The 26820-nt window shown below is 66.6% G+C and carries 30 protein-coding genes; 28 read left to right on the top strand and 2 right to left on the bottom strand.

Annotated elements, in window-relative coordinates; all coding sequences use genetic code 11:
• Positions 1-785, top strand: a 785-nt coding sequence (locus tag AC6H42_RS06575) for a methyl-accepting chemotaxis protein (RefSeq protein ID WP_497547659.1), incomplete at its 5' end; no start/stop codon positions are given.
• 8 nt (positions 786-793) lie between these two features.
• Here the strand turns inward: AC6H42_RS06575 and AC6H42_RS06570 are convergent.
• Positions 794-1873 carry a porin gene (locus AC6H42_RS06570; RefSeq protein ID WP_497547658.1) on the bottom strand — a complete coding sequence of 360 codons (1080 nt, stop codon included), beginning with the start codon at positions 1871-1873 and terminating at the stop codon, positions 794-796.
• A 147-nt stretch (positions 1874-2020) separates the two neighbouring features.
• Between AC6H42_RS06570 and AC6H42_RS06565 the strand changes: the two genes are divergently transcribed.
• Positions 2021-2512: a VOC family protein gene (locus AC6H42_RS06565; RefSeq protein WP_057157074.1), complete on the top strand. Its 492-nt coding sequence runs from the start codon at positions 2021-2023 to the stop codon at positions 2510-2512.
• On the opposite strand, the gene AC6H42_RS06560 is transcribed toward AC6H42_RS06565, so the two are convergent.
• On the bottom strand, positions 2505-3461 hold the full coding sequence (locus tag AC6H42_RS06560; protein ID WP_497547657.1) for a 2-hydroxyacid dehydrogenase: 957 nt from the start codon (positions 3459-3461) through the stop codon (positions 2505-2507). The two genes, AC6H42_RS06565 and AC6H42_RS06560, sit on opposite strands and share 8 nt — an antisense overlap.
• Positions 3462-3564: 103 nt before the next feature.
• Here AC6H42_RS06560 and AC6H42_RS06555 point away from each other — a divergent pair, with 103 nt between their 5' ends.
• The 26 genes from AC6H42_RS06555 (at position 3565) to AC6H42_RS06430 (ending at position 26768) form a co-directional block, all read left to right on the top strand.
• A complete protein-coding gene (locus tag AC6H42_RS06555) occupies positions 3565-4530 on the top strand; it encodes a fumarylacetoacetate hydrolase family protein (RefSeq protein WP_057157075.1) in 966 nt (321 codons plus the stop codon).
• Complete coding sequence (locus tag AC6H42_RS06550; protein WP_057157076.1) at positions 4527-5534, top strand: ABC transporter substrate-binding protein; 1008 nt, start codon at positions 4527-4529, stop codon at positions 5532-5534. Before AC6H42_RS06555 ends, AC6H42_RS06550 begins: the two co-directional genes overlap by 4 nt.
• A gap of 1 nt (position 5535) precedes the next feature.
• Positions 5536-6078: a VOC family protein gene (locus tag AC6H42_RS06545; protein ID WP_497547656.1), complete on the top strand. Its 543-nt coding sequence runs from the start codon at positions 5536-5538 to the stop codon at positions 6076-6078.
• 9 nt (positions 6079-6087) lie between these two features.
• A complete protein-coding gene (locus AC6H42_RS06540; RefSeq protein ID WP_497547655.1) occupies positions 6088-6831 on the top strand; it encodes an ABC transporter permease in 744 nt (247 codons plus the stop codon).
• 11 nt (positions 6832-6842) lie between these two features.
• Positions 6843-7649 (top strand): ABC transporter ATP-binding protein, encoded by an 807-nt coding sequence (locus AC6H42_RS06535; protein WP_057157338.1) that lies wholly within the window; start codon positions 6843-6845, stop codon positions 7647-7649.
• Complete coding sequence (locus tag AC6H42_RS06530; RefSeq protein WP_497547654.1) at positions 7649-8584, top strand: alpha/beta hydrolase; 936 nt, start codon at positions 7649-7651, stop codon at positions 8582-8584. The genes AC6H42_RS06535 and AC6H42_RS06530 overlap by 1 nt, the downstream gene beginning before the upstream one ends.
• 15 nt (positions 8585-8599) lie before the next feature.
• Positions 8600-9517: a dihydrodipicolinate synthase family protein gene (locus AC6H42_RS06525; RefSeq protein ID WP_497547653.1), complete on the top strand. Its 918-nt coding sequence runs from the start codon at positions 8600-8602 to the stop codon at positions 9515-9517.
• On the top strand, positions 9514-9930 hold the full coding sequence (locus tag AC6H42_RS06520; protein ID WP_057157080.1) for a RidA family protein: 417 nt from the start codon (positions 9514-9516) through the stop codon (positions 9928-9930). Before AC6H42_RS06525 ends, AC6H42_RS06520 begins: the two co-directional genes overlap by 4 nt.
• The gene (locus tag AC6H42_RS06515) at positions 9927-10529 is read left to right on the top strand and encodes a malonic semialdehyde reductase (RefSeq protein WP_057157081.1); all 603 of its coding nucleotides are present in this window, start codon (positions 9927-9929) and stop codon (positions 10527-10529) included. The genes AC6H42_RS06520 and AC6H42_RS06515 overlap by 4 nt, the downstream gene beginning before the upstream one ends.
• Positions 10530-10534: 5 nt before the next feature.
• Positions 10535-11326, top strand: coding sequence for a sulfite exporter TauE/SafE family protein (locus AC6H42_RS06510; RefSeq protein ID WP_057157082.1), 792 nt, complete (start codon positions 10535-10537; stop codon positions 11324-11326).
• A 10-nt stretch (positions 11327-11336) separates the two neighbouring features.
• Positions 11337-11759, top strand: coding sequence for a VOC family protein (locus AC6H42_RS06505; protein WP_497547652.1), 423 nt, complete (start codon positions 11337-11339; stop codon positions 11757-11759).
• Between the two features lie 44 nt (positions 11760-11803).
• Positions 11804-12460, top strand: a complete 657-nt coding sequence (locus tag AC6H42_RS06500; RefSeq protein ID WP_057157083.1) for a GntR family transcriptional regulator — start codon at positions 11804-11806, stop codon at positions 12458-12460.
• Positions 12450-13442 (top strand): LysR substrate-binding domain-containing protein, encoded by a 993-nt coding sequence (locus tag AC6H42_RS06495; RefSeq protein ID WP_057157084.1) that lies wholly within the window; start codon positions 12450-12452, stop codon positions 13440-13442. The genes AC6H42_RS06500 and AC6H42_RS06495 overlap by 11 nt, the downstream gene beginning before the upstream one ends.
• A 169-nt stretch (positions 13443-13611) precedes the next feature.
• A complete protein-coding gene (locus tag AC6H42_RS06490; protein WP_497547651.1) occupies positions 13612-15084 on the top strand; it encodes a 2-hydroxymuconic semialdehyde dehydrogenase in 1473 nt (490 codons plus the stop codon).
• Positions 15085-15092: 8 nt separating this feature from the next.
• Positions 15093-15491 (top strand): RidA family protein, encoded by a 399-nt coding sequence (locus AC6H42_RS06485; protein WP_057157086.1) that lies wholly within the window; start codon positions 15093-15095, stop codon positions 15489-15491.
• On the top strand, positions 15488-16270 hold the full coding sequence (locus AC6H42_RS06480; protein ID WP_057157087.1) for a 2-keto-4-pentenoate hydratase: 783 nt from the start codon (positions 15488-15490) through the stop codon (positions 16268-16270). The genes AC6H42_RS06485 and AC6H42_RS06480 overlap by 4 nt, the downstream gene beginning before the upstream one ends.
• A gap of 21 nt (positions 16271-16291) precedes the next feature.
• Complete coding sequence (locus AC6H42_RS06475) at positions 16292-17254, top strand: acetaldehyde dehydrogenase (acetylating) (RefSeq protein WP_307188295.1); 963 nt, start codon at positions 16292-16294, stop codon at positions 17252-17254.
• Between the two features lie 10 nt (positions 17255-17264).
• Complete coding sequence (dmpG, locus tag AC6H42_RS06470; protein ID WP_056391062.1) at positions 17265-18311, top strand: 4-hydroxy-2-oxovalerate aldolase; 1047 nt, start codon at positions 17265-17267, stop codon at positions 18309-18311.
• Positions 18312-18325: 14 nt separating this feature from the next.
• A complete protein-coding gene (locus tag AC6H42_RS06465; RefSeq protein ID WP_057157340.1) occupies positions 18326-19132 on the top strand; it encodes a 2-keto-4-pentenoate hydratase in 807 nt (268 codons plus the stop codon).
• Positions 19129-19569: a RidA family protein gene (locus AC6H42_RS06460; protein ID WP_057157089.1), complete on the top strand. Its 441-nt coding sequence runs from the start codon at positions 19129-19131 to the stop codon at positions 19567-19569. Before AC6H42_RS06465 ends, AC6H42_RS06460 begins: the two co-directional genes overlap by 4 nt.
• Positions 19570-19580: 11 nt before the next feature.
• Positions 19581-20111, top strand: coding sequence for a 3-hydroxyanthranilate 3,4-dioxygenase (locus tag AC6H42_RS06455; protein ID WP_497547661.1), 531 nt, complete (start codon positions 19581-19583; stop codon positions 20109-20111).
• On the top strand, positions 20108-21112 hold the full coding sequence (locus tag AC6H42_RS06450; RefSeq protein ID WP_057157090.1) for an amidohydrolase family protein: 1005 nt from the start codon (positions 20108-20110) through the stop codon (positions 21110-21112). Before AC6H42_RS06455 ends, AC6H42_RS06450 begins: the two co-directional genes overlap by 4 nt.
• 58 nt (positions 21113-21170) lie before the next feature.
• Positions 21171-22550 (top strand): amino acid permease, encoded by a 1380-nt coding sequence (locus AC6H42_RS06445; RefSeq protein WP_057157091.1) that lies wholly within the window; start codon positions 21171-21173, stop codon positions 22548-22550.
• Between the two features lie 152 nt (positions 22551-22702).
• Complete coding sequence (gene kynU, locus AC6H42_RS06440; RefSeq protein WP_497547650.1) at positions 22703-23941, top strand: kynureninase; 1239 nt, start codon at positions 22703-22705, stop codon at positions 23939-23941.
• A 47-nt stretch (positions 23942-23988) separates the two neighbouring features.
• Complete coding sequence (locus AC6H42_RS06435) at positions 23989-25029, top strand: porin (protein WP_497547649.1); 1041 nt, start codon at positions 23989-23991, stop codon at positions 25027-25029.
• 32 nt (positions 25030-25061) lie between these two features.
• On the top strand, positions 25062-26768 hold the full coding sequence (locus AC6H42_RS06430; RefSeq protein WP_057157094.1) for an LVIVD repeat-containing protein: 1707 nt from the start codon (positions 25062-25064) through the stop codon (positions 26766-26768).
• Positions 26769-26820 lie beyond the last annotated feature (52 nt).

Genomic DNA, 26820 nt, shown 5'->3' with positions numbered 1-26820 from the left:
AAAATTCTCGCCAGGCCAATTTGCTGGCGCAGTCGGCCTCGGAAGTGGCCATCAAGGGCGGCGTGGTGGTGTCGCAAGTGGTGGACACCATGGGCTCGATCAACGATTCGTCCAAGAAGATCGTCGACATTATCGGCGTCATCGACGGCATCGCCTTCCAGACCAACATCCTTGCATTGAATGCTGCGGTTGAAGCGGCGCGGGCGGGCGAGCAGGGCAGGGGCTTCGCGGTGGTGGCCTCCGAAGTGCGCAACCTGGCGCAACGTTCGGCGGCGGCGGCCAAGGAGATCAAGGCCCTGATCGACGATTCGGTGGACAAGGTGGGCAGCGGCGCCAAGCTGGTGGACCAGGCCGGCGCCACGATGCAGGAGATCGTGACCAGCATCCAGCGCGTGACCAGCATCATGAGCGAGATCACGCAGGCCAGCCAGGAGCAGACCATGGGACTGGACCAGATCCATGCCGCCATCACGCAGATGGATGGCTTGACGCAGCAAAACGTGGCGCTGGTTGAGGAGGCAGCAGCCGCAGCCGATTCCCTGAACGAGCGTGCCCAGGGCCTGACCCGCGTGGTCAGCGTGTTCAAGCTCGATGGCAGGCAGGCCGTTGCTTTTGCCCCTGCGGCTGGTTCGGTTCCCACCGCCAAGGTGCGCCCGCTGCCGGTCGCCAAGCCCGCCGCGCCGGTGCGCAAGCTGGCTGGCGGGCCGGTATCCAGGCCCGCCGCCAAGGCAATGCCGAAGCCGCGCGTCGCCAACGGCGCCGAAAGCGACTGGGAAGAGTTCTGACGCCCGGCTCAGAACTTGTGCGTAATGCCCACGCCGAAGCCTGACGGGTCCTGCCCGGCAGCCAAGCCCGGTACCGGGTTGGCGGACAGGTTGTACATGGCGCGGGCTTCGTTGCGCGTGCGGGTGTAGGCCGCCCAAAGCTCGCTGCGCCTGGACAAGGCATAGCCATAGCCTGCGGTGTACTGCGCCGCGCCCGTCCCCGGCCCTGGCTTGCCGGCGCCACCCACGCCCGTGGTGGCGTTGCCCTTGGTGTCCAGCGCGCGGGTCAGCGAGGCGCGCCAGATGTGCGGGCCGCTGTTGTGCGTGGCGGCCAGTTGCCAGGCGTTGCGGCTCAGGTGCTGGCCCGGCGCCGGCGCGTAGCGCAGCCGTTCGAAGGCGGCGCGCAGGCGGGTGCCGCCCAGACTGTAGGCCAGGCCCAGCTTGTGGCCGATGTCCTTGCCCTTGGTGGCGAAGTAGTCGCGGTGGCGTTCCACGCCATAGGCCAGGTAGAGTTTCTCATCCTCATACGTCACCAGGGCGGCCTCCATGCCGGGATTGGCGGCGCCATTCTTTTCTTCGCGCGCGCTGGCCGCCACGCGCGCATTCCAGCCCCTGTAGGACGGCGTCGAATACTGCACCAGGTTCGTCTGGCGGCGGTCGAACGAGGCCGGCACCACGGCGTTGGCCGCCGTGGCAAAGCCATTCCCCATGATGGCGTTGGAGGCGAAGATACCCGCTGCAAAAGGGTCTATCGCATACACCGACGCATAGCGGTAGGGGGATTCCCATATCCCCAGCAGCACCTGGCCGAAGCTGCCGCGCAGGCCGACGGCGGTGTTGCGCGTGAAGTCCCCGCCGCCGCCGGTATCGACCGCCACCGGCATTTCTATCTGGAAGAAGCCTTGCAGACCGCCGCCCAGGTCTTCCGTACCACGGAAACCGAGCACCGACAAGTCGTTCGATACCCGCTGCTGGCGGGCGCCGCCCGCAGCCACGCTCTCCACGTTGACTTTCAGGAAGCCGTAGATGCGCACGTTGTCCGCTGCGCGTGCGCCGCAGCTTGCGAATGCCGTTGCGCCTGCCAGCGCCGCGATGGCCCATCTCGTCATGTTGTCCTCCATTGATGTTGGTGACCGCGATCATAGACGCTTGCTTTTCATCTGTACACATATACATGCACATGTATTTAAATGTATACATATAAATTTCACCTCGTTAGAATGGAGCGGCAGATCAACCACAACACTGGAGAAACCATGAGCACCAAGCTGCGCCACATCGCCATTTCCGTTCCCGATCCATGGAAGACGGCCGAGTTTTACATCAACGCTTTCGGCTTCCGCAAGGTGGGCGAAACCGATTCCTCGCTTGCGCGCGGGGTGTACCTGAGCGACGGCGTGATGTCGATCGCGCTGCTGAACTACAAGACCGACGAGGCGGCGGGGGAGCGCGGCCGCGACTTCGTGGGCCTGCACCACATCGGCATGTGGGTCGACGAAATCGGCGCCGCGCGCGCCAGCGCGGAGGCAGCCGGCGGCACCTACTACATGGGCGAAGTGCCGGTGAAGGGCAATATCTTCTATGAAGTGAAATACCGCGATCCGAACGGCGTGATCGTCGACCTGACCGACCATGGCTGGGGCGGCGCCGTGAAGGACGTGGGCGCCGACGCGAGCAGTGCCGGCCCCGCGTTGCGCAATCCGGACCTGGTTGCGGACCGCGCCGGGATCGTTGGCGGCGCTACGTAAGCGCGTGCCGCAAGGCGCCGCCGGCGAAGTGTGCGGCGAGGTTGGCCAGCAGGACTTCATGCTGCGCCAGCTGCGCTTCCGGCGAGCGGCCCGAGATGTGCGGCGTCAGGATCAGCGTATCCAGCAGGGCTGCTCCCGGCGGCAGTGCCGGTTCGTTCTCGATCACGTCCAGCGCCGCGCCGGCGATGGTTCGCCGCTCGAGCGCCTGCATCAGCGCCGCGGTATCCACCACGCTCCCGCGCGCGATATTGACCAGGAAGCCCTGCGGCCCAAGCGCTTCCAGAACGTTGGCATTCACCAGGTGCCGCGTGGCGGCGCCGCCGGGGCAGGCCAGCACCAGGTAATCGCTCGCGCGCGCCAGTTCCAGCACGCTGGCCACGTGCCGGTAAGGCAGCTGCGGCCTGGCGCTGCGCGTGGTGTAGGCGATCTCCATGTCGAATGCCGCTGCCCGCCGCGCAATCAGCGCGCCGATATTCCCCATGCCGACAATGCCCAGCCGCTTGCCGTGCACGGCGGGCCGCGCCATGCGGTGCGCCAGCCAATGGCCTTCCTTCACGGCCCGGTCCAGGCCCGGAAGGCCGCGCGCGCTGGCGAGCATCAGCGCCAGCGCATGGTCCGCCACGGTGGCGTGGTTCACGCCCGGCGCATGCGTCACCGCGATCCCGCGCGCATCGGCTGCCGCCAGGTTGATGTTCTCGTAGCCGGCGCCGTAGCTGCACACCAGCCGCAGCGCCGGCAGCGCGTCCATCTGCGCCGCCGACAGGCCCGTGCTGCCGTTGGTGATGACCACGCGCACGCCCGCCAGTTGCGCGGCAGTGTCGCGCGCCAGCCGCTCCAGCGCGGCCGCTTCCGGCAACACGGCCATGGGCCAGCAGCTCTGTATTTGTTCCACAAACGGCGCCGCCATGCTGATCAGCAGGAGCACCTGCGGCTTCATCGCCAAGTCCATTTTCATCCCCCATGTTTTAAGTGAGGAAAATTTTCACACATTTAACTTGCTATGTATACGGATAGATATTATCGTATTCCTATCAACAACAAGGAGGCAGACAATGTGGCATGCAATCGCAAGATATGAACTGAAGCAGGGCGGAGCGGGCGCCAAGCTGGCGCTGGTGGTGGGCGGGGCGCTGTACGACGTCGGTCAGTTGGTGGAGGCGGGGGCGCTGGGCGTGGCCGGCAACCAGCCGCGCGTGGCGGCGGACCTGAACGCTGCGCTGGCCGACTGGAGCGCGGCCGCGCCGCTGTTCAGCCAGATGGCGCATGCCTTGCCCGAGCTGCTGCGCGCGGGCCGCGTGGCGGCGCTGCCGCCGCAGTCCTACCGCATTGGCGTGCCGTACACGCCGGGCCGCATCTTCGGCGCCGCGTCCAACTTTTACGAGCACGCCCGCGAAATGGGCACCGAACTGGCACCGCGCGAGGAAAGCGCGCCGTTTTGCTTCATGAAGGCGGAAACCAGCATTACCGCCACCGATACCGACGTGGTCATGCCGGCCGATACGGAGAAGCTGGACTGGGAAGTGGAACTGGGCGTCATCATTGGCAAAACCTGCCGCAACGTCAGCGTGGAAGAGGCATACGACACCATCGCCGGCTACACGGTGTTCAACGACGTCACCGCGCGCGACCTGAACCGCCGCAGCGACTACCCCTTCAAGCACGACTGGTTCCGCGGCAAAAGCCACGACACTTTCGGCCCCATCGGCCCCTGGGTGGTGCCGCGCGCCTGCATCGAACGTGCGCAAGGCCTGCGCCTGCAGCTCTCTGTGAACGGCGAGATGATGCAGGACGATACCGCCGACGCCATGATCTTCAACATTGCCGAGCAGATCGCCTACCTGTCCGGCATGCTGACGCTGAAGCCGGGCGACCTGCTGGCCACCGGCACGCCGAACGGCGTGGGCATGGGGCGCGGGGTCTACCTGAAACCCGGCGACGAGATGGTGGCGACCATCGAAAGCATCGGCAGCATTCGCAACCGCGTGGTTGCGGCGCCTGCGCGCAAGGAGGCCGCATGAGGTCCCGGCGCCTGCTGCGCCGCGCCGTCACGGCTACGGCCGCCGCTGCCGCCATGGCCGGCGCCGCGCCTGTGCTGGCAGCGGACACGGTGCGCTTCAACCTGGCCTGGCTGCCGCAGGGCAGCACCAGCGGCGTACTGGTGGCCATCGCCAAGGGCTATTACGCCGAGGCGGGGCTGGACGTGAGCGCCACGCGAGGCTACGGCGGCCAGCGCACCGTGAATGAGGTGGACCAGGGCCTGTTCGAGTTCGGCTACGGCGATCCGATCAGCGTGATGCTGAACCGCGCGCAGGGCGGCAAGACCGTCATGGTTGGCGCCATCAACACGCGCTGGCCTGCGGCGCTGTGCTACGTCGAAAAGCCGAACCGCAAGATCAAGACCATCGCCGACCTGAAAGGCCTGGTCATCGGAGGCGGCGCCGCATCGCCGCTGCACAACGTCATTCCGGCCTGGCTGGCGGCCAATAACCTGCCGCCGGAGCACGTAAAGCTGCTGCGCCTTGATCCCGCCGTCATCAACACGGCTTTCCTGGACGGCTCGATCGACCTGGCCGAATGCTGGGAAGGCGCCAACAAGCCGGTGCTGGAGCGGATGGCGCAGAAGAACGACATCAGGATCGGCGCGCTGCGCTACCGCGACTTCAAGCTGAACTTGTACGGCAACGGCATCGTCACCAGCGAAAAGCTGATCGCTTCCAATCCGGACCTGGTAAAGCGCTTCGTGGCGGCCACTTACCGGGGCTACGAGTACCAGGCGAAGAACCCGGCCGAGGCAGTGGAGTTGATCGCCCGCCAGCAGAAGCTGATCGACAAGTCCGTGCTGCGCCAGCAGATCGAGGAGACCAGCGAATTGATGCATGCGCCGGAAGCGGGCGCGAAGAAGACCGGCTGGATGCACGACGAGCGCATGCAGGCCACCGCGGACTTCGTGAAGAAAGCTTTCAGCGTGACCGCACCGGTGAAGACGTCCGAAATCTATACCAACCGTTTTGTAGGAGAGTGAGATGGAAAAGCTGCGTCCCAAAAAACTCGGGCACCTGGTGCTGATGGTGCGCGACATCCACAAGTCCGCGCGCTTTTATACGGAAGTGGTGGGCCTGACCGTGTCCGACTGGATCGGCGACCAGATGGTGTTCCTGCGTGCAGGCCAGGACCACCACGACCTGGCGCTGTCGCAAATCCCGCCCGGTTCGCCCGGCATGGACGACCTGCCGCACTATGGCCGTCCCGGCATGGAGCACTTCTCCTATCTGGTGGAAGACCGTGCCGAGATCGACCGCACGGTGGAAGTACTGAAGGCGCACGGCGTGGAGATCGTGCGCGGCATCGGCAAGCACGGCCCGGGCGAGAACCTGTTCCTGGTCTTCAAGGACCCGGACGGCAACAACGTGGAAGTGTATTGCGAAATGACGCAGATTGCCCCAGGCAGCGGGTACGAAGCCAAGGTCTGGGAGCGCAACATCGAGTCCTTCGACCAGTACCGTTTCAAGCATTTCGTGGTGCCGCCGCCGCAGGCGGTGGTGGATGCGAAGTCCGGCAAGAGCTGAGGAGGGCACATGAAACGGACCATGGAAACGGTGCTGTTCTGGGGCGCGTTCGCGCTCCTGTGGGAATACGGCGTGGCGCTGAGCGGCGTGCGCAGCTACCTGATGCCGCCGCTGAGCAAGGTATTGGCGGCGGGCTGGGAGCAGCGCGAGCTGCTGCTGGCCGAATGCTGGGTCACGCTGCTGGAAGTGCTGGCCGGCTTCGCGCTGGCCGTGGTGGGCGGCGTGGTGCTGGGCGTGGCGATCCATTTCAACGGCTTCGCGCGGCGCACGCTGTATCCCTTCATCACGGCGCTGCAAAGCTTGCCGAAGATTGCGCTGGCGCCGCTGATGATCGTGTGGTTCGGCTACGGCTTCGCGTCAAAGCTGGCATCCACCTTCCTGTTCGCCTTCTTCCCGCTGGTGATCGCCACCCTGGGCGGACTGTCGGGCATTGCCGCCAACCTGGACGAGCACTTTCGTGCACTGGGCGCGTCGCGCTGGGACACCTTGCTGCGCCTGCAGTTGCCGTCCGCGCTGCCCAGCTTCGTGGACGGCGTGAAGATCGCCATGCCGCTGGCGGTGATCGGCGCCATCGTCGGTGAGTTCATTGGCGCGGAAAAGGGACTGGGACACTTGATGACGCTGGCCACGGCCAACGCCCAGACGGATCTGATGTTTGCCGCCATCCTGGCGATCACGCTGCTGGCCAGTTTGCTGTACTGGGCGGTGGAAGTGGCGTCGCGCGCGGTGTGGTGGAGGGGGCAAGCGGTATGAACCTGAAGATAATGAACAAGCCGGATGAGCTGGCGCAGGCGGCGGCCGGCGCGGCCTGCCAACCGGAAGTCATACGGGTGGCCAATGTGGTGAAGCGCTTTCCGGGCAAGCAGTCGGTCAACGCGCTGGAGGACGTGTCGCTGGCGGTACGCGACCGTGAGTTTGTCTCCATCCTCGGCCCCAGCGGCTGCGGCAAAAGCACCTTGCTGCGCATCGTGGCGGGCCTGGTGCCGCACAGTGAAGGGCTGGTGCAAGTGTGCAACCGCGCCATGGTGCAGCCGGTGCCGGAGATCGGCGTGGTTTTCCAGGCCAGCAATATGCTGCCATGGCTGACCGTGGAGCAGAACATGCTGCTCGGCGCGGAGTTGCGCAAGCTGCCCCGAGAGGCGCTGGCCGCCAAGGTGCGCGAGCTGGTGCGCACGCTGGGCCTGTCCGGTTTCGAGAACAGCTATCCGCACCAGCTGTCGGGCGGCATGCGGCAGCGCGCCTCCATCGGCCAGATCCTGGCGCTGGACCCGAAGATCTTGCTGATGGACGAACCGTTCGGCGCGTTGGACGCCTTGACGCGCGACCTGCTCAACGTGGAGCTGCTGCGCATCTGGCAGGAGCACATGAAGACGGTGCTGCTGGTCACGCACAGCATCCAGGAGGCGGTGTTCCTGTCGGACCGGGTGCTGGTGATGTCCGGCCGTCCGGGCCGCATCATCCACGATATCCGCATCGACCTGCCGCGCCCGCGCAGGCCGGAGCACGTGAAAACCAACCCGCGCTATGGCGAATACATCGCCCAGCTGAGCCAGATCATGGGGGTGTATTGATGCGGCCATTCGAAGGCCTGCCGGCTGCGGTGGCGGCGGTGCTACGAGCCATGGGGCCGGTGTGGGCGGACGACATCAACCGACACCGCAAACAGGTGGTGGAGATCTACACGCCGCTGCTGTCCGCAGCAGACCGTGCCGGCATCACCGTCGATGCGGGGCTGGCTTATGGCGGCCACGCCCGGCAGCGGCTGGACATCTACCGCAGCGCAGCGACGCCGCTGCGCGGCGCGCCGGTAGCGGTATTCGTGCACGGCGGCGCGTTCATGCGGGGCGAGATGAACAGCAATGCCGAAATCTACGGCAACGTTGCGCGCTATCTGGCGCGCCATGGCTACGTGGGGGTGAACCTGGAATACCGGCTGGCGCCCGAAGCGCCATTCCCCGGCGGCGCGGACGACGTGGCGCTGGCAATGGCCTGGCTGCGCACCCATATCGGCGGCTATGGCGGCAATCCCCGCCACATCGTGCTGATCGGGCATTCGGCCGGCGGCGCCCACGCGGCCAGCTACGCGCTGGATATTGGCGGCAGCGGCGGCATTGGAGGCGCAGGCGCGGGCCACGGGCTGGCCGGCCTGGTGCTGGTCAGCGCGCGGCTGCGGGCGGATGCGTTGCCGAGTAACCCGAACGCGGCGGGCGTGCGGGCCTACTGGGGGGACGACGCCGCGCTTTACGAGCAGCGTTCGCCCGTCACCCATGCCTGGCGCCTGGACCTGCCCACGCTGGTCGCCATCGCCGAATATGAGAACCCGCACCTGGACGCTTACGGCGCCGAATTCTTCCACCGCGCGCTGCAGGCCGGCGCGCAGGGACTGCGCTTCGCGCAAGTCCCCGGCCACAACCATACCTCCATCGTCGCCCACCTGGACACGGCGGACCGCAGCTTCGGCCCAGCGCTGATCGACTTCCTCGACAGCACGCGCCCAACTATATAAACAGGAGAGATCACCATGGCAGCACCACGGCTGAGCGGCGCCTTCGCGCCCGCCGTCACCCCTTTCACACCCAGCCTGGAAGTCGACTTCGACGCCTACGCCGCGCACTGCCTCTGGCTGCAGCGGCACGGTGCGGGACTGGCCATCTTCGGCACCAACAGCGAGGCCAACTCGCTGTCGCTGGCAGAACGCATGATGCTGCTGGACCGCCTGAGCGGGCGCGGCATCGACTTGTCCCGCACCTTGCCCGGCACCGGCGGCTGCGCGCTGCCGGATACCGTGGCGCTCAGCCGCCATGCGCTGCTGCACGGCTGCGCCGGCGTGCTGGTGCTGCCGCCATTTTTCTACAAGGGCGTGAGCGACGACGGCCTGTTCGCCTACTACTCGGAACTGATCGAGCGGGTGGCCGATGCGAACCTGCGCCTGTTCCTGTACCACATTCCCGCCTTCTCGGGCGTGCCGATCAGCCTGGGCCTGATCGAGCGCCTGGCCAGGCATTACCCGGATCAGATCGCGGGCGTGAAAGACAGCAATGGCGACTGGGCCAACATCGAAGCCATGCTGCGCAATTTCCCGCAGCTGTCCATCTTTCCCGCTTCCGAGAGCTTCCTCGCCCGTGCCATGCCGCTGGGTGCTGCCGGCTGCATCTCCGCCACCATCAACGTCAATCCGGCCGCCATCTCGGCGCTGTGCGCCAATTGGGCGGCGCCGGGCGCCGCAGCGGCGCAGCAGCAGGTGGACCGCATCCGGCAGATCTTCCAGAAGTACCCGATGATCGCTGCGCTGAAATGGGCCATTGGCCATGGGCGCGGCCAGCAGCAGTGGCAGGTGCAGCGTCCGCCGCTGTCGCCGCTGAGTGCGCAGCAGCAGGCGTCGCTGCGGGCCGAGCTGGCGGCCGCCGGCTTCGCCATGGCCGCGCTGGAGCAGCCGTGAGCGCGGCCGTGCAGCGCATCGCGCCGCTGGGACGCTACCCGGCATATTGCCGCGCGGGAGACTTCATCCATGTCTCGGGCATGAGCGCGCGCCAAGCCGACGGCAGCATTGCCGGCGTGCGCCATTTGCCGCAAGGCGGCGTGGTGTTCGACGCGGCGCACCAGACCCGCGTCGTGATCGCCAAGGTGGAGGCGGCGCTGGCGCAGGCGGGCGCCCGCCTTTCCGATTGCGTGGCGGTGACGGCTTACCTGACCGACATGGCGGACTTCCAGGCCTATAACGCCATCTACGCCGAACACTTCAACGGCCGCGCCGCGCGCACCACGGTGGCCGTGCACCAGCTGCCGCATCCGCACATGGTGGTGGAGTTGACGGTGGTGGCCTACAAGCCGCAAGCCGGGGAGGGCGCATGACCGCCGCGCCAAGCCGGGTGGCGGAAGACGCCCTGGACCTGCTGTTCCGCCATGCACGCTCGCACAACGCCTGGCTGCCGCGCGCGGTTGACGACGCGCTGCTGGTGCAGCTGTACCAGCTGGCCAAGCTCTGTCCCACCAGCGTGAATGGCTGCCCGGCGCGCTTCCTGTTCCTGCGCACGGACGAGGCCAAGGCGCGCCTGCTGCCGGCACTTAGCCCCGGTAACGTGGAAAAGGTGCGCAGCGCGCCCGTGGCGGCGGTAATCGCCTACGACACGCGCTTTTACGAACACCTGCCGCAGCTGTTCCCGCACAGCCCCGGCGCAGGCGCCATGTTCGAAGCCAGTGCGGCGCTGGCCGAAGCCACTGCCTTCCGCAACAGCAGCCTGCAGGGGGCCTGGCTGATACTGGCTGCGCGCGCGCTCGGCCTGGACTGCGGTCCGCTGTCCGGCTTCGATGCGGCGGCCGTCAACCGCGAGTTCTTCCCGGACGGCCGCCTCAAGGTCAATTTCGTTTGCAACCTGGGCTACGGCGACCCCGCCGGACTGTTCCCCCGCAGCCCAAGGCTGGATATCGGCCAGGCCTGCACCTTTTTATAGAAACCATGGACATCCTCTTATACATCGCGCTCGGCGCCTGCGCCGGCGTACTGGCCGGGCTGCTTGGCGTCGGCGGCGGCACTGTCATCGTGCCGGTGCTCACCTTCGTCTACACCGCCCATCATTTTCCGCCCGAGTACACGCTGCACCTGGCGCTGGGCACCTCAATGGCGTCCATCCTGTTCACCTCGGTGGCCAGCCTGCGCTCGCACCACAAGCGCGGCGCGGTGGACTGGATGGTGGTGCGGCGGCTCACGCCCGGCATCGTCGCCGGCACACTGGCGGGCGTCTGGCTGGCGGCCGGCATGTCCACCAAGGTGCTGAAGCTGATCTTCGTTTGCTTCGCCTACTTCGTCGCGGCGCAGATGCTGCTGAACATCAAGCCCAAACCCAGCCGGCAGCTGCCAGCAACAGGCGGCATGCTGGCCTCGGGCGGCGCCATCGGCGTGGTGTCGAGCTTCGTCGGCATAGGCGGCGGCACCTTGTCCGTGCCCTTCATGACATGGTGTAATGTACCGCTGCATACCGTGATCGGCACCTCGGCCGCGCTGGGCTTCCCCATCGCCGCCGCCGGCGTGGCGGGTTATGTGCTCAACGGCTGGCGCGTGGCGGCGCTGCCCGAGCACAGCCTGGGCTTTGTCTACCTGCCCGCGCTGGCCGCCATCGCCGTCGCCAGCATGCTGACCGCGCCGCTGGGCGCGCGCATGGCGCACGCGCTGCCGGTGGCCAAGCTGAAGAAACTGTTCGCATGCCTGTTGCTGCTGGTCGGCACCCGGATGCTGGTATCGTTGTTTTGAAAGGATGAATATGCAAGCCCTGTTTCCCTTCCACCTGGCCTTCTTCGTGCGCGACCTGGACGAGGCGCGCGCCTTCTACGGCGGCGTACTCGGTTTTACCGAAGGCCGCAGCACCGAACGCTGGGTCGATTTCGACTGCATGGGCCACCAGCTCTCGCTGCACTTGAAGCCGGATCTGCAGCCGGCCGCCGGCAGCGGCCAGGTGGACGGCGATGCCGTGCCGATTCCGCACTTCGGCATCGTGCTCGACATGCCGCACTGGAACGCGCTGGCCGAACGCGCCCGCGCCGCGAGCCTGAGCTTCGTGGTAGAGCCGCACGTGCGCTTTGTTGGCCAGCCCGGCGAACAGTCCACCATGTTCTTCTGCGACCCGTCCGGCAACGCGCTTGAGTTCAAAGGACTGGCTGCCCTGAACCGCCTGTTCGCGATATAGTGTGGGGCGGACGATATTCACCAAAACAACAAGATCAGAGAACCATGGAAACCATTTCGATGCGGCTTTATCGCATCCTTGCAGACGAAATCATCAACGGCGCCGTGGAACCGGGTGCGAGCCTGGAGGAAAACGCCATTTCCGAGCGCTTCAAGGTGTCGCGCACGCCGGTGCGGCAGGCATTCCGCGAACTGGCCAACGCCGGCCTGATCGAACTGCGGCCGCGCAAGGGCGGCATCGTGGTCAGCATCAGCCTGGAGGAGCTGGCTGATACGCTGGAGGCGCTCGGCGAGCTGGAGGCGCTGTGCTGCCGTATCAGCGCCGAGCGCATGAGCGCGGTGCAGAAGAAGCAGCTCGAGCTGTTCCATTTGCAGGGCGTGGAGTGCATGGAGCACGGCGACGAGGACGGCTACCTGGAGATCAACGCCAAGTTCCACCAGCTGATCTGCACCGGGGCGCACAACCGCAGCCTGGCCGAGAGCATCGACAAGCTGCGCGCCAAGCTGAACCAGTTCCGCGCCGCGCAGGGCGGGGTGGAGCGGCGCCTGGCGCAGTCGCACGATGAGCACGAGGCCATCGTCAATGCGATCCTGGCCTCGGACGCGGAGCGCGCCTACCTCGCCATGCGCAACCACGCCAACCGCCTCAGCGTGCACGTGCTGGAAGTGATACGCGAACGCCAGGCAGGCCATGGAAGCTGACGACCGCCAGCCGCCTGCAACGGACTTGTCGCGGCCGAACATGCCGCTGGCCGACGGCATGCTGCGCCGCCTGAAGCTCAAGCCCTTGCTGATCTTCGACCGCGTGCTGGCCTCGCACTCGATTGCGCGCGCGGCCAAGGAGCTGAACCTCACCCAGCCCGCCGTCACCAAGGCCATCCAGGAACTGGAAGGCGACCTGGGCGTGGAGCTGTTCGAGCGCACCAACCGCGGCGTGGTGCCGACTTGCTACGCCACCCTGCTGGGGGCGCGCGTGAAGTCCGTGATCGCCGAGCTGCGCTACCTGACCGACGAGTTGAACGCGTTCCGCAGCGGCGACTCCGGCCACGTGGTGGTCGGCACGCTGATCTCCGCCTCGGCGCGGCTGCTGCCGCTGGCCATCTCAAAGCTGAAGGCCGAGCGGCCAGGCATCCTGGTGACGGTGCGGGAAGGCCCGCTGGACCGCCTGTTCCCGGCGCTGGCTACCGGGGAGCTGGACCTGGTGGTGGGCCGGCTGCCGGAAGCGGACTTGCCGCTGGCGCGCATGTACAGCTTCCACCACGCGGAACTGTTCAAGGAGGCGCTGTGCGCGGTGGTGTGGAGCGAGCACCCGCTGGCGCAGCGCACCAGCATCGACCTGCGCGAACTGATGGCCTGGCCCTGGCTGCTGCCGCCGATGGAGTCGCCGGCGCGCATCACCGCCGAGCGCCTGTTTTCGGACGCCGGACTGGCCATGCCGGGCAATATCGTGGAGTCGCTGTCGCTGCTGACCAATATCGGCTTGATGCAGGCCATGCAGGCCATCAACCTGATGCCGCGCGCCGTGGCGCAGCACTTCGCGCAACTGAAGCTGCTGGCGATCCTGGAGATGGGCGACATCGGCGCCTTCGGCCGCATCGGCTACTCGGTGCGCGAAGACCGCGCCAGCACGCCGGCCGCCGCGCGCTTCATCGCCTGCCTGACGCAGGCCGCCGCAGAGCTCTAAGGCACCCCTGGCCGGGCGCGCGCCTGGTCAGCCGCGCTCGATTGCAGGATCAGCCACAGGCTCTGATATCAAAATTAGGCATGTCCAGAGCATAATTATTCATTATATTTTATTGCCAGGTCTTCTTATACTCGTTTCCAAGTTGTACACGAGAACATAGGAGACCGACTTGAAACCTGCATCGCCAGCACTGCTGCGCAACTATGTCGACGGTGAATTCGCCGGCAGCGCGGCCACCTTCGACAACATCAATCCGGTCGACGGCAGCCTGATTAACCGGGTCTGCGAAGCGGACCGTGCCACCGTGGAAGCGGCTGTCGCTGCCGCGCGCCGCGCCCTGCAAGGGCCTTGGGGCGCCATGAGCGTGCAGCAGCGCGCCGCCATGCTGCACAAGGTGGCTGACGGCATCGCCGCCCGTTTCGACGAATTCGTGGCCGCCGAAGTGGCCGACACCGGCCGCCCGGTCGAGCAGGCGCGCCAGCTCGACATCGCACGCGGCATCGCCAACTTCCGCACCTTCGCCGACCTGGCCGCCGGCGCCAACACGGACGCCTTCGAGATGGCCACCGCCGACGGCGCCGGCGCGCTGAATTACACGGTGCGCAAGCCGCTCGGCGTGGTCGGCATCATCGCGCCATGGAACCTGCCGCTGCTGCTGCTGCTGACCTGGAAAGTGGCGCCGGCGCTCGCCTGCGGCAACGCGGTGGTGGCCAAGCCGTCCGAAGAATCGCCGTCCACTGCGACGCTGCTGGCCGAGGTGATGCACGGCGCCGGGGTGCCGCGCGGCGTGTTCAACCTGGTGCACGGCTTCGGCGCCGATTCGGCCGGCCAGTTCCTCACGCAGAGCGCCGGTATCGACGCCATCACCTTCACCGGCGAGTCGCGCACCGGCAGCACCATCATGAAGGCGGTGGCGGACGGCGTGAAGGAGGTGTCCTTTGAGCTGGGCGGCAAGAACGCTGCCGTGGTGTTTGCCGACGCCGACTTCGACGCGGCCGTGGCGGGCGTGATGCGCTCCTCCTTCACCAATTCCGGCCAGGTGTGCCTGTGCTCCGAGCGCGTCTACGTCCAGCGGCCCATCTTCGAGCGCTTTGTCGCCGCCATCAAGGCCCGGGTGGATGCGCTGAAGATCGGCTATCCGGGCGACGAAGGGGTGGACATGGGCCCGCTGATCTCGCACGGCCACCGCGACAAGGTGCTGGGCTACTACCGCCTGGCGCTGCAGGAGGGCGCCACCGTGGTGGCGGGCGGCGGTGTGCCGCATTTCGGCGACGCGCGCGACCGGGGCGCCTACGTGCAGCCTACCGTCTGGACCGGCCTGCCTGACAGCGCACGCTGCGTGACGGAAGAGATTTTCGGCCCGGTGTGCCACATCGCTCCGTTCGACACGGAGGAAGAAGTGGTGCAGCGCGTGAACGCCAGCGACTACGGCCTGGCCTGCGCGCTGTGGACCACCAGCCTGTCGCGCGCGCACCGCGCGGCGCGCCGCATTCACGTCGGCCTGGTGTGGGTCAACACCTGGTACCTGCGCGACCTGCGCACGCCGTTCGGCGGCGTCAAGCTGTCCGGCCTGGGCCGCGAGGGCGGCCGCTATTCGCTCGATTTCTATTCGGATGTTGCCAACATCTGCATCAAACTGTGAGGTCCCACATGAATCGCATCACCGTGCAATCGCCCGCCATCGCGGCGCCGCGCTTCCGCTACAGCCCTTGCGTGCGCATCGGCGGCACCGTCCAGCTGTCCGGCATGATCGCGCTGGACTCGGCCAGCGGCGAACTGGTGTCCGGCGGGCCGGGCGCCGAAGCCGCCGCCATCCTGCGCAGCCTGCAGCGCGCGCTGCCGGACTACGGCGTGTCGCTGGACGAGCTGCTCATTGCCCGCATCTACACCACCCGGCTGGACCTGTTCGGCGAGATCAACGCCGCCTGGGAAGCCGTGTTCACTGCCGACACCATCCCTCCGGCGCGCACTTCCATCGGCGTGAGCGCGCTGCCGCTGGGCGCCTCGGTGGAAATCGAGTTCACTTTCGTGCAGGCGGGGCGGGCATGAGCGCGAACATACAACAGGCGGCGGACCTGCTCTGGGACGCGCACCAGTACGGCGAGCCATGCCAGCCGGTGCGCGCGCTGCTCGGCGACGGTGGCGTGGAAGCGGCGTACGCGGTGCAGAAACTGAACACGGACCGCTGGCTGGTGCGCGGCCGGCGCCTGGTGGGACGCAAGATCGGCCTGACCTCGCTGGCGGTGCAGAAGCAGCTGGGCGTCGACCAGCCGGATTTCGGCATGCTGTTCGCCGACATGGCGCTTTGCGACGGCGAGGAAGTGGCCCCGGGCCGCGTGCTGCAGCCCAAGGTGGAAGCGGAAATCGCGCTGGTGCTGGAGCGTTCGCTGCCGCATGAGCGCAATACGGTGGCCGACATCCTGCGCGCCACGGCCTATGCCTTGCCGTCGATCGAAATCGTCGGCAGCCGCATCGCCAACTGGGACATCAAGCTGGCCGACACCATCGCCGACAACGCCTCCAGCGGCTTGTTCGTGCTGGGTTCCCGGCCGGTGAAGCTGGACGCCTTCGACGTTGCCGGCTGCGGCATGGTGATGGAGCGGCGCGGCGAGCAGGTGTCGGTCGGTGCGGGCGCCGCCTGCCTGGGCAATCCGCTGCGTGCGGCGATCTGGCTGGCCGACACCATGGCCCGCCTCGGGAGCCCGCTGCAGGCGGGCGACATCGTGATGACCGGCGCGCTGGGTCCGATGTGCGTGGCGCAGGCCGGCGACGTGTTCGAAGCGAATATCGAAGGACTCGGCAGCGTGCGCGCCGCGTTCGGCAGCTAAAAAATGCAACTGGAGACACTCATGTCACTCATGGAAAACACACAACTGGACGACCGGCGCTGGCCGGTGGCCATCATCGGCTCCGGCAATATCGGCACCGACCTGATGATCAAGGTACTGCGCAATGCCAAGCACTTGAAAATGGGGGCCATGGCCGGCATCGACCCCGAATCGGACGGCCTGGCCCGCGCGGCGCGCCTGGGCGTGCCCATCACCCACGAGGGCGTGGCGGGCCTGGCCGCGCTGCCCGGCTTCGACAAGATCAAGCTGGCCTTCGACGCCACGTCGGCCGGCGCCCACGCGGAGCACAACCGCCTGCTGCAATGGCACGGCGTGCGCGTGATCGACCTCACGCCCGCCGCCATCGGCCCCTATGTGGTGCCGGTGGTGAACCTGGAACAGCACCTGCACAGTCCCAACCTGAACATGGTCACCTGCGGCGGCCAGGCCACCATCCCCATCGTGCGCGCCGTGTCGCAGGTGGCGAAGGTGCATTATGCCGAGATCGTGGCGTCCATTGCCAGCAAATCGGCCGGTCCGGGCACGCGCGCCAATATCGACGAGTTCACGGAAACCACTTCCCGCGCCATCGTCTCGGTGGGCGGCGCGGAGCAGGGCAAGGCCATCATCGTGCTCAATCCTGCCGAGCCGCCGCTGATGATGCGCGACACCGTGTTCTGCCTGGCCGACGCCGCCGCCAGCGAGGACGATGTGCGCGCCTCGGTAGAGGCCATGGTGCGGCGTGTGAACGCCTACGTACCCGGCTACCGCCTGAAGCAGCAGGTGCAGTTCGAGCGCATTCCGGCCACGCGCCCGCTGAATATCCCCGGCATCGGCATGATGCACGGCTTGAAGGTGTCGGTATTTATCGAAGTGGAAGGCGCGGCGCACTACCTGCCGGCCTACGCGGGCAACCTGGACATCATGACGTCGGCGGCGCTGGCCACGGCCGAGCAGATTGCCGCCAGCGCGCTGGCGCAGTAAAGGAGCAGACATGAGCAATAACAACCGCAAAGACGGCAAGATCTACGTCTCCGACGTGACCCTGCGCGACGGCATGCATGCCATCCGCCACCAGTATTCGCTGGAGCAGGCGGTCGCCATCGCCAGGGCGCTGGACGCGGCCAGGGTGGACAGCATAGAAATCGCCCACGGCGACGGCCTGCGCGGCTCCAGCTTCAACTACGGCTTCGGCGCCCACACCGACCTGGAATGGATAGAAGCGGTGGCCGATGTCCTGCAGCACGCCCGCATCGCCACGCTGCTGCTGCCCGGCATCGGTACCGTGCACGACCTGGACGCTGCCTACAGCGCCGGCGCGCGCATCGTGCGCATTGCCACCCACTGCACCGAGGCCGACATCTCGCGCCAGCACATCGAGCATGCGCGCAAGCTGGGCATGGATACCGTGGGCTTCCTGATGATGTCGCACATGACCACGCCGCAGGCGCTGGCGCGCCAGGCCAAGCTGATGGAGTCTTACGGTGCGCAGTGCGTGTACGTGGTCGATTCCGGCGGCGCGCTGTCGATGACCGACGTGGCAGAGCGCTTCTGGGCCTTCAAGGACACGCTGCGCCCCGAAACCCAGACCGGCATGCACGCCCACCACAACCTGTCGCTGGGCGTGGCCAACTCCATCGTGGCGCTGGAAAACGGCTGCGACCGGATCGACGCCTCGCTGGCCGGCATGGGCGCGGGCGCCGGCAACGCGCCGCTGGAAGTGTTCATCGCCGCCGTGGACCGCATGGGCTGGCAGCATGGCACCGACTTGTTCGCGCTGATGAACGCGGCCGACGACCTGGTGCGCCCGCTGCAGGACCGCCCGGTGCGGGTGGACCGCGAAACCCTGGCGCTGGGCTATGCCGGCGTGTATTCGAGTTTCCTGCGCCACGCCGAGGCGGCTGCCGCGCGCTACGGCGTACCGGCCATCGACATCCTGGTGGAGCTGGGCAAGCGCCGCATGGTGGGCGGGCAGGAGGACATGATCGTGGATGTCGCGCTGGACCTGCTGCGCCGTGGCGGCCAGGAGGTGGCGGCATGAGCGGCGCGGCAGAAATGCTGCGCGGCGCGGACTGGCAGGGCGTGCGCGCCGGCCTGGTCGCCGGGCTGGCTGCCACGCTGGACGATGCTGCCCGCCTGCGCCGGGAGACCGACCCGCTGGCGCCGGTGCACGGCTTCACGCTGGCACAGGCTTACGAGATCCAGCGTGCCTCCATCGCGCTGCGCCACGGGCGCGGCGAACAGCCGGTGGGCGTGAAGCTGGGCTTTACCAGCCGCGCGAAGATGGTGCAGATGGGGGTGGACAGCCTGATCTGGGGCCTGCTGACGGACGCCATGCTGTACGAGGAGGGCGCCACGGTGCCGCTGGAGCACTTCATCCACCCGCGCGTGGAGCCGGAGCTGTGCTTTCTCACCAGCCGCGCCATCGACCGGCCGCTGACCTTGCTGGAGGCCGCAGGCTATCTGGCCGGGGTGGCGCCGGCCATGGAAATCATCGATTCGCGCTTCCGCAATTTCAAGTTCAACCTGGAAGACGTGGTCGCGGACAACTGCTCGTCGGCCGGCGTGGTGGTGGGCGAGTTCTCGCCGGATGTGGGCAACCTGGCCAACCGGGGCGTCACGATGCGCTTTAACGGCCGTCCGGTGGCCATGGGCAGCACCGGCGCCATCCTGGGCAACCCGCTGCGCAGCGTGGTGCAGGCCAGCCGCCTGGCCAGCGCCGCTGGCTTGACGCTGCCCGCCGGTTCGCTGATCATGGCAGGCGCCGCCACGGCGGCCGAGGCGCTGGCGCCCGCGCTGCACGTAAGCGTGGAAATCGGCGGCCTTGGCCGCGCGGAATTCTCGACCGGAGGCGCAGCATGAGCCATGGCACGAATCACGGCACCGCCACCCAGGCACACCTGGTCGAGGGCAAGGCGCGCCCGCGCGGCAAGTTCCCGCACCTGAAGCGCGCAGGCGATTTCCTGTTCGTGTCCGGCACCAGTTCGCGCCGGCCCGACAATAGCCTGGCCGGCGTGGAAGTGGACGCCATGGGCACCACCCGGCTCGACATCCGCGTGCAGACCCGCGCGGTGATCGAGAACATGCGCGACATCCTGGCCAGCGCCGGGGCAGGGCTGGACGACATCGTCGAAATCAGCACCTTCCTGGTCAACATGAACGATTTCGGCGGCTATAACGATATCTACGGCGAGTACTTCGACTACGACGGCCCCACCCGCACCACGGTGGCGGTGCACCAGCTGCCGCACCCGCACCTGCTGATCGAAATCAAAGCCATCGCCTACAAGCCTGCATAATGGACGCAACCATGTACAAATACGGCAAACCATTCAATTTCCAGCAGTGGATCGCGGAGCACGCGCACCTGCTCAAGCCTCCCGTCGGCAACCAGCAAGTGTGGCAGGACGCGGACTTCATCGTCACCGTGGTCGGCGGCCCCAACCAGCGCACCGACTACCATGACGATCCGCTGGAGGAGTTCTTCTACCAGTTCAAGGGCAACGCCTACCTGAACATCATGGACGGCGGCCGAATCGAGCGCATCGAGCTGAAAGAAGGCGACATCTTCCTGCTGCCGCCGCATGTGCGCCATTCGCCGCAGCGCCCCGAGGCGGGCAGCCTGTGCCTGGTGATCGAACGCCAGCGGCCGCAGGGCATGCTGGACGCCTTCGAGTGGTACTGCCTGTCGTGCAACCACCTGGTGCACCGCGCGGAGACGCAGCTGCAGAGCATCGTCAAGGACCTGCCGCCGCTGTTCGAGCGCTTCTACGGCGACGCCAGCCTGCGCGTATGCCCGCAGTGCGGCGAAGTCCACCCCGGCAAGCTGGGGGCCAAATGACGCAAGCGAACCAGGTAATCGACATCCACAGCCACTTCTTCCCGCCCATCACGCAAGCCGAAGCGGCCGCGCTGGACAAGCACAAGGCGCCCTGGCTGCGCGTGGAGGACAACGGCCACGGCATGATCATGACCGGCGACCAGCCCTTCCGGCCGGTGTATTCGGCGCTGTGGGACCCGGCGCGCCGGGTCGAGGAAATGGACCGCTCCGGCGTGGACGTCCAGCTGATGTGCGCCACGCCCGTGATGTTCGGCTACAGCTACCCGATCGGCCTGGCGCTGCCGTGGGCCGAGCGCATGAACGACTACGCGCTGGAGCTGTGTGCGCACAATCCGCAGCGGCTCAAGGCGCTGGCGCAGGTGCCGCTGCAGGACATCGACGCGGCCTGCCGCGAAGCGAGCCGCGCCAAGGCCAACGGCCATGTGGGGGTCCAGATCGGCAACCACCTGGGCAACCTGGACCTGGACGACGAGGGCTTGCTGCGCTTCCTCGCCCATTGCGCGCACGATGGCATTCCGCTGCTGGTGCACCCGTGGGACATGATGGGCGGCGACGCGCGCATGAAGAAATGGATGCTGCCCTGGCTGGTGGCCATGCCGGCCGAGACCCAGCTGGGCATCCTGTCGCTGATCATGTCCGGCGCCTTCGAGCGCTTGCCCGAGTCGCTGAAGATCTGCTTCGCCCACGGCGGCGGCAGCTTCGCCTTCCTGCTGGGCCGCGTGGAAAACGCCTGGCACCAGCGCGACATCGTGCGCGAAAACTGCCCGCAGCCGCCGTCGTCCTACGTCAAGCGCTTCTACGTGGACTCGGCCGTGTTCGACCAGCGCGCCCTGGGCCTGCTGGTGGACGTGATGGGCGAGCAGCGCGTGATGCTCGGCTCGGACTACCCCTATCCCTTGGGCGAGCAGGAGGTCGGCAAGCTGATACGCGATTCCGATTTCAGCGCGCAGCGCAGGGCCAGGCTCCTGGGCGGCAACGCCAGCGAGTTCTTCGGCATCTGACCCTACACCCCACAAGAGCCGCGCGCACCCTGCGCCAAGCGGCCAACTGGAGACACACATGACACACCCTGACAGCGGCTTCGCCGCGATCGCCGCGCGCGAGGACGGTTTGCAGCGCGGCCTGACCAGCGGCCAGATGTCGATGATCGCCATCGGCGGCGCCATCGGCACCGGCCTGTTCCTCGGCAGCGGTTTCGCCATCGGCTTTGCCGGTCCCAGTGTGCTGGTCAGCTACGCCATCGGCGCGCTGATCGCCATCCTGCTGATCGGCTGCCTGGCCGAGATGACCGTGGCCCACCCCACCGCCGGCTCCTTCGGCGCCTACGCCGAGCACTATGTCAGCCCCTGGGCCGGCTTCGCGGTGCGCTATGCCTACTGGGCCTCCATCGTGCTGGCGGTGGGCACGGAGGTCACGGCGGTGGCGCTGTACATGCAGTACTGGTTCCCCGGCACGCCGGCGTGGATGTGGATCGCGCTGTTTTCGGCCGCGCTGGTGTTCGTCAACGCCATGAGCGTGGACGTGTTCGGCAACGTCGAGTACCTGTTCTCGACCATCAAGATCGCCGCCATCGTCGCCTTCATCGTCATCGGCTCCTGGCTGGTGTACGCGGCGCCGGCGGCGGGGCCGATCGGCTTCAAGAACTACCTGCAGCACCAGGGCTTCTTCCCCAACGGCGGCGCCGGCATGTGGACCGGGGTGATCGTCTCCATCTTCAGCTACCTCGGCATCGAGATGGTGGCGGTGGCGGCCGGCGAGGCGAAAGACCCGCAGCGCGCCATCACCGGGGCGTTCAAGGCGGCCATGCTGCGCCTGGTGGTGTTCTACATGCTCACGCTGGGCCTGATGCTGGCCATCGTGCCGTGGACGGCGGCGGGCAACGGCCACAGTCCCTTCGTGATGGCGATGGAAGCGCTGCACGTGCCCGGCGCGGCGGGACTGATCAACTTCGTGATCCTGGTGGCGGCGCTGTCGGCCATGAACAGCCAGCTGTACATCACCACCCGCACCATGTTCAGCCTGTCGCGCGCAGGCCAGGCGCCGGAGCGCTTCGGGCGCCTGAGCAAGCGCGGCGTGCCGGTAGCGGCGCTGTCGCTGTCGTGCGCCGGCATCGCCATCGCGGCGGCGCTCAGCGTGCTGTATCCGAAGGGCTCCTTCATGCTGATGATGGCCATCTCCATGTTTGGCGCCATGTTCACCTGGCTGATGATCTTCGTCACCCACTACTGCTTCCGGCGCCGCTGGGGCAGGGAAGGGCAGCCCAGGCTGGCCTTCCGCATGTGGGCCTTCCCCTGGCTCACCTTGCTGGGTGCGGCGCTGATGCTGGCCATTATGGCAACCACCGCCTTCACCCGCGAGTTTGAAATGACCTTGCTCACCGGCGTGCCCTTCATGCTGGCCCTGAGCGCCCTGTATTACCTGCGCTACCGCAAGCGCTGATCCCTGCTCCAGCCGCGCCTTGGCCGCAGCCTTGCGGCGGCCCTTGCACGCCCCGTTCTGGAATAAAGAACTGGAATAGCTGGAGCCGAATTATTCATTTTCGCTTATTGCAACACCTCTGCATACTAGATTCATCGATAGGAGCAACTGTAATGAAATTGACCAAGCAAGACTGCATCGACCTCGATGCCCGCGACCAGCTGGCCGCGTACCGCAGCAAGTTCACCCTGCCGGAGGGCGAGGTTTACCTGGACGGCAATTCCCTGGGCGCCATGCCCGCCAGCCTGCCGGCCCGCATGCAGGAAGCCGTGGCCAGGGAATGGGGCCAGGGCCTGATCCGCTCCTGGAACGACGCCGGCTGGATCGACCTGCCGCAGCGCGTGGCGGCCAAGGTAGCGCCGCTGATCGGCGCCGGCGCCGACGAAGTGATGGTGGGCGACTCCACCTCCGTGAACCTGTTCAAGGCGCTGGCCGCCGCGCTGCGCATCAACAGCGGCCGCACGGTGATCCTCACCGAAAAGGGCAACTTCCCCACCGACCTGTATATCGCCCAGGGCGTGGCGGAGCTGTTCGGCAGCGAGATCCGTTACGTGGATTCGGACGCCTCGGCCATCGCAGACGCGCTGGACGACAGTGTGGCCGTGCTGATGCTGACCCACGTGAACTACCGCAGCGGCGCCGTCTACGACATGGCCGCGCTGACCCGCAAGGCGCAGGCCGTGGGCGCGCTGGTGATCTGGGACCTGGCGCACAGCGCCGGCGCGCTGCACGTGGAGCTGGACGAGGTCAACGCCGACTTCGCGGTCGGCTGCGGCTACAAATATCTGAACGGCGGCCCCGGCGCACCGGCCTTCGTGTACGCCGCGCGGCGCCATCTGGAGCAGGTGCGCCAGCCGCTGTCCGGCTGGCACGGCCACCAGAAACCGTTCGACTTCGTGCAGCAGTACCAGCCCGCGCCCGGCATCAACCGCATGCAGTGCGGCACGCCGCCGCTGTTGTCCATGCTGGCGCTGGACGCGGCGCTGGATGTCTTCAGCGGCATCGACATGCAGCAGCTGCGCAACAAGAGCAAGGCGCTGGGCGACCTGTTCATCCGCCTGGTGGACGAGCGGCTGTCCGAGTACGGCTTTGGCATCGGTTCGCCGCGCGACTGCAACCAGCGCGGCAGCCAGGTGGCGCTCACCCATCCGCAAGGCTACGCCATCGTGCAGGCGCTGATCGCGCGCGGCATCACCGGCGACTTCCGCATGCCCGACATCCTGCGCTTCGGCTTCGCGCCGCTGTATGTGCGCTATATCGACGTCCATCACACGGTGGACACCCTGCAACAGATCATGGCCAGTGGAGAGTGGAACCAGGAGAAATTCTTGACCAAAAAAGCAGTGACGTGAGTTTTTTAGCTTGCCCTTGATACAAAATATAAAACGAGGAGACAAAGATGCAACTGAAAGCAACGGGAGTGGCAGTACTGGCGGCGCTGTCCGCCATGGCGGCCGGCGCGCAGCGGGCCGAGGCCAGCAACGTGACGATATCGGGCGTCATCGACATCAACGTGGAGCGGCTGTCCACGCCCAAGGAAAGCGTGACGCGCGTTTCCAGCGGCGGCTTGAGCAACTCGCGCCTGGAGTTCAGCGCGACGGAGGACCTGGGGGACGGCAACCAGGCCTTCTTCCTGCACCAGATGCAGCTGGCGGCCGACACCGGCGGCGGCCCGACCCCGCGCGAAACCTACGTGGGCATGCGCGGCAAATGGGGCCAGTTTGCGCTGGGCCGCCAGAACACGCCGTCCTACTGGATCGTCGGTTACGCCGACCCCAGCTGGTCGGGCGACTACAGCCGGGTGAGCAACAACCAGTATTTCTACGCCCCGTGGCGCGAAAGCAATGCCATCTCCTACAACACGCCGGTACTCGGCGGTTTCAAGGGCCGCTTCATGGTCACCACCGGGCAGGAAACGGCGGACCACAACGGCCGTGTCATCAGCACCGGCGTGGAGTACCGCAGCGGTCCGCTGTACCTGGGCTTCGTGTCCGACCACAAGGACATCAGGAACATCGCCAGCCCGAAGATGGAAAGCTCGCGCGACAACTACCTTTCCGCCACTTACCGCTTCGGCAGCGTGGAGCCGACCTTCATTTACCACACCTACAACGGCTACTACGCCTATCCGCCCTACGTGGGCTTCCAGACCCGGGGCTGGGACATGCAAGTGGGCGCGCGCTGGAAGAGCGGCGGCCCGCACGGCGCCTACATCAGCGTGGTGCGCCGCCACGACGACGTGGGCAGGGACCTGACCGACGCCAACAGCTTCCTGGCCGGCTACAACTACCGCTTCTCCAAGCGCACCGACGTGTATATCAACCATGGCCGCGTCATCACCAAGGGCAATCCGAAAGTGCCGTACCCGCTCACCTTCAACTACAACGGCAGCGCCAACCCCGAACGCGGTACGCAAGTGGGCCTGCGCCACTCGTTCTGATCTCCGACTAACCTGAATAGAAAGCCCACGCTATGAAGACGAAGTTTTTGCCCCGCCTGACCATCACCCTGTGCGCCGCCGCCGTTGCCGGCAGCGTACTGGCCCAGCAGCCGCGCAGCGGCGCCAACCTGAACGCGCCGGACGCACCCGGCCCGAACACCAAGGAGATCAAGCTGCTGCCCGGCGAACCGCCGCTGCCGGCGCCCGGCTCATGGGGCTACGATGAAAAGACCGGCAAGTTCAAGAGCCCGGACATGACGCCGGACGTATACGGCGCGCACCCGGTGGCGGGCAGCCTGAGCTACCTGGACCAGAACCAGTACGCCAAGAACGTGAAGCTGGAAGGCTTCATTCCCGAGGTGGCGGGCGCCGGCCACAGCTGGCAGGCCACACTGGACTGGGAAGGCCGGCGCTATCTGTACGACTACGAGACCTGGATGTACAACCTGTTCGACATCACCGATCCGAAGAACGTAAAGGTGGTGCAGAAGAAGACCTTCAAGACCAAGGAAGGCGAGCACCAGTTCGGCCCCTTCAACGTGAAGTTCAACAAGAAACTGAACAAGATGATCGCGGTGCAGTGCTACGAGATTTCGCGCTACGGCCTGATCTGGAACAAGTACACCAATCCCGAGCAGGTGGAGAACGCGCGCAAGAAACCGATGCTGCGCGGCTTCCGCATCTACGAGGTGACCAGCCCGCAGTGGACCGACTGGAAGCTGCTGTCCGAGACCGCGCTGGACGAAAGCCACTCGGCCAAGGATCCGGTGCAGGAAGGCTCCGGCTGCCAGGACGTGCCGGTGTATAACGGCGATCAATACCTGTTCGTGGCCGGCGCGCCGGACAACAGCTTCGCCAACACCGAGTACAAGACTTATCTGCACGCCGGTGCGCAGCTGGTGTACGACGTGTCCGACCCCGCCAAGCCGAAACGCCTGTCGATGTGGTGGGCGCCGGGTTCCCGCGTGGGCGAGGAAGAGGAATATAAGAAGAACCCGCGCGCCGGCAACAAGACTTCGTGGATGGGCGCGCGCATGCCGCTGTTCATTCCCAAGCCGGTGGAGCAGGGCGGCAAGTACGGTTACGCGGCAATGGGCGGCTTCGGTTTCTACGTGATCGATATTTCCGATCCGAAGAACATGAAGCAGGTGGCGCATATCGACATGCCGGTGAGCGTGACCGGCACCGAGGGCGACAACATCGACGTGACCAAGGTGGAATCGACCGGCATGGTCTACTACAGCGGCTACCCGATGTCCGAGGACTGCTACGAGCCGCTGAAGGCGATCTACTCGATCGACGTGCGCGACCCGCTGCGGCCGAAGATCGTCAACGTGCTGCCGACGCCGACTCCGCCGAAGGAAGCGCCGTTTACCGACTACTGCCAGCGGCGCGGCAGCTTCGGTCCGAAGCGTAGCGGCTACACGGCGATCCAGCCGGGCACGCCGAGCCCGCGCTACATGCCGTACTCGTACTACAACGCCGGCCTGCAGATCTTTGACGTGAAAGACCCGCTGAAACCGGTCATTGCGGGCTACTTCGTGCCGAAGATGGTCGATGCCGGGAAGAAGACCACCGATGGCCAGACGCTCTCCATCCGTGCGCTGCCCAACCCGGTTCACAGCATCTTCGTAGAGTGGGACCGCAACCTGGTGTGGGTGTTCTCGAACCACGGCATTTACACGGTGTCCACCGAACTGCTGGGCAAGCCGGTATTCGGCATGCCGCCTAAGAAGTAGCCCCCCCCCCCGCGCTGCCCCTGCCTCCGTTGCCGACAGCGGCAGGGGCAGC

It is taken from the genome of Massilia sp. NBRC 108631 (genome assembly GCF_059704565.1).
Note: the sequence above shows the minus strand (reverse complement) of the source record. Positions and strands in the feature narration are given on the sequence as shown.

Excerpts from the sequence above, each read along its gene's own strand:
- AC6H42_RS06570 (WP_497547658.1), bottom strand. The coding sequence starts at position 1,873 with ATGACGAGATGGGCCATCGCGGCGCTGGCAGGCGCAACGGCATTCGCA.
- AC6H42_RS06565 (WP_057157074.1), top strand. The coding sequence starts at position 2,021 with ATGAGCACCAAGCTGCGCCACATCGCCATTTCCGTTCCCGATCCATGG.
- AC6H42_RS06560 (WP_497547657.1), bottom strand. The coding sequence starts at position 3,461 with ATGGACTTGGCGATGAAGCCGCAGGTGCTCCTGCTGATCAGCATGGCG.
- AC6H42_RS06555 (WP_057157075.1), top strand. The coding sequence starts at position 3,565 with ATGTGGCATGCAATCGCAAGATATGAACTGAAGCAGGGCGGAGCGGGC.
- AC6H42_RS06550 (WP_057157076.1), top strand. The coding sequence starts at position 4,527 with ATGAGGTCCCGGCGCCTGCTGCGCCGCGCCGTCACGGCTACGGCCGCC.
- AC6H42_RS06545 (WP_497547656.1), top strand. The coding sequence starts at position 5,536 with ATGGAAAAGCTGCGTCCCAAAAAACTCGGGCACCTGGTGCTGATGGTG.
- AC6H42_RS06540 (WP_497547655.1), top strand. The coding sequence starts at position 6,088 with ATGAAACGGACCATGGAAACGGTGCTGTTCTGGGGCGCGTTCGCGCTC.
- AC6H42_RS06535 (WP_057157338.1), top strand. The coding sequence starts at position 6,843 with ATGAACAAGCCGGATGAGCTGGCGCAGGCGGCGGCCGGCGCGGCCTGC.
- AC6H42_RS06530 (WP_497547654.1), top strand. The coding sequence starts at position 7,649 with ATGCGGCCATTCGAAGGCCTGCCGGCTGCGGTGGCGGCGGTGCTACGA.
- AC6H42_RS06525 (WP_497547653.1), top strand. The coding sequence starts at position 8,600 with ATGGCAGCACCACGGCTGAGCGGCGCCTTCGCGCCCGCCGTCACCCCT.
- AC6H42_RS06515 (WP_057157081.1), top strand. The coding sequence starts at position 9,927 with ATGACCGCCGCGCCAAGCCGGGTGGCGGAAGACGCCCTGGACCTGCTG.
- AC6H42_RS06510 (WP_057157082.1), top strand. The coding sequence starts at position 10,535 with ATGGACATCCTCTTATACATCGCGCTCGGCGCCTGCGCCGGCGTACTG.
- AC6H42_RS06505 (WP_497547652.1), top strand. The coding sequence starts at position 11,337 with ATGCAAGCCCTGTTTCCCTTCCACCTGGCCTTCTTCGTGCGCGACCTG.
- AC6H42_RS06500 (WP_057157083.1), top strand. The coding sequence starts at position 11,804 with ATGGAAACCATTTCGATGCGGCTTTATCGCATCCTTGCAGACGAAATC.
- AC6H42_RS06495 (WP_057157084.1), top strand. The coding sequence starts at position 12,450 with ATGGAAGCTGACGACCGCCAGCCGCCTGCAACGGACTTGTCGCGGCCG.
- AC6H42_RS06485 (WP_057157086.1), top strand. The coding sequence starts at position 15,093 with ATGAATCGCATCACCGTGCAATCGCCCGCCATCGCGGCGCCGCGCTTC.
- AC6H42_RS06480 (WP_057157087.1), top strand. The coding sequence starts at position 15,488 with ATGAGCGCGAACATACAACAGGCGGCGGACCTGCTCTGGGACGCGCAC.
- AC6H42_RS06475 (WP_307188295.1), top strand. The coding sequence starts at position 16,292 with ATGTCACTCATGGAAAACACACAACTGGACGACCGGCGCTGGCCGGTG.
- dmpG (WP_056391062.1), top strand. The coding sequence starts at position 17,265 with ATGAGCAATAACAACCGCAAAGACGGCAAGATCTACGTCTCCGACGTG.
- AC6H42_RS06465 (WP_057157340.1), top strand. The coding sequence starts at position 18,326 with ATGCTGCGCGGCGCGGACTGGCAGGGCGTGCGCGCCGGCCTGGTCGCC.
- AC6H42_RS06460 (WP_057157089.1), top strand. The coding sequence starts at position 19,129 with ATGAGCCATGGCACGAATCACGGCACCGCCACCCAGGCACACCTGGTC.
- AC6H42_RS06455 (WP_497547661.1), top strand. The coding sequence starts at position 19,581 with ATGTACAAATACGGCAAACCATTCAATTTCCAGCAGTGGATCGCGGAG.
- AC6H42_RS06450 (WP_057157090.1), top strand. The coding sequence starts at position 20,108 with ATGACGCAAGCGAACCAGGTAATCGACATCCACAGCCACTTCTTCCCG.
- AC6H42_RS06445 (WP_057157091.1), top strand. The coding sequence starts at position 21,171 with ATGACACACCCTGACAGCGGCTTCGCCGCGATCGCCGCGCGCGAGGAC.
- kynU (WP_497547650.1), top strand. The coding sequence starts at position 22,703 with ATGAAATTGACCAAGCAAGACTGCATCGACCTCGATGCCCGCGACCAG.
- AC6H42_RS06435 (WP_497547649.1), top strand. The coding sequence starts at position 23,989 with ATGCAACTGAAAGCAACGGGAGTGGCAGTACTGGCGGCGCTGTCCGCC.
- AC6H42_RS06430 (WP_057157094.1), top strand. The coding sequence starts at position 25,062 with ATGAAGACGAAGTTTTTGCCCCGCCTGACCATCACCCTGTGCGCCGCC.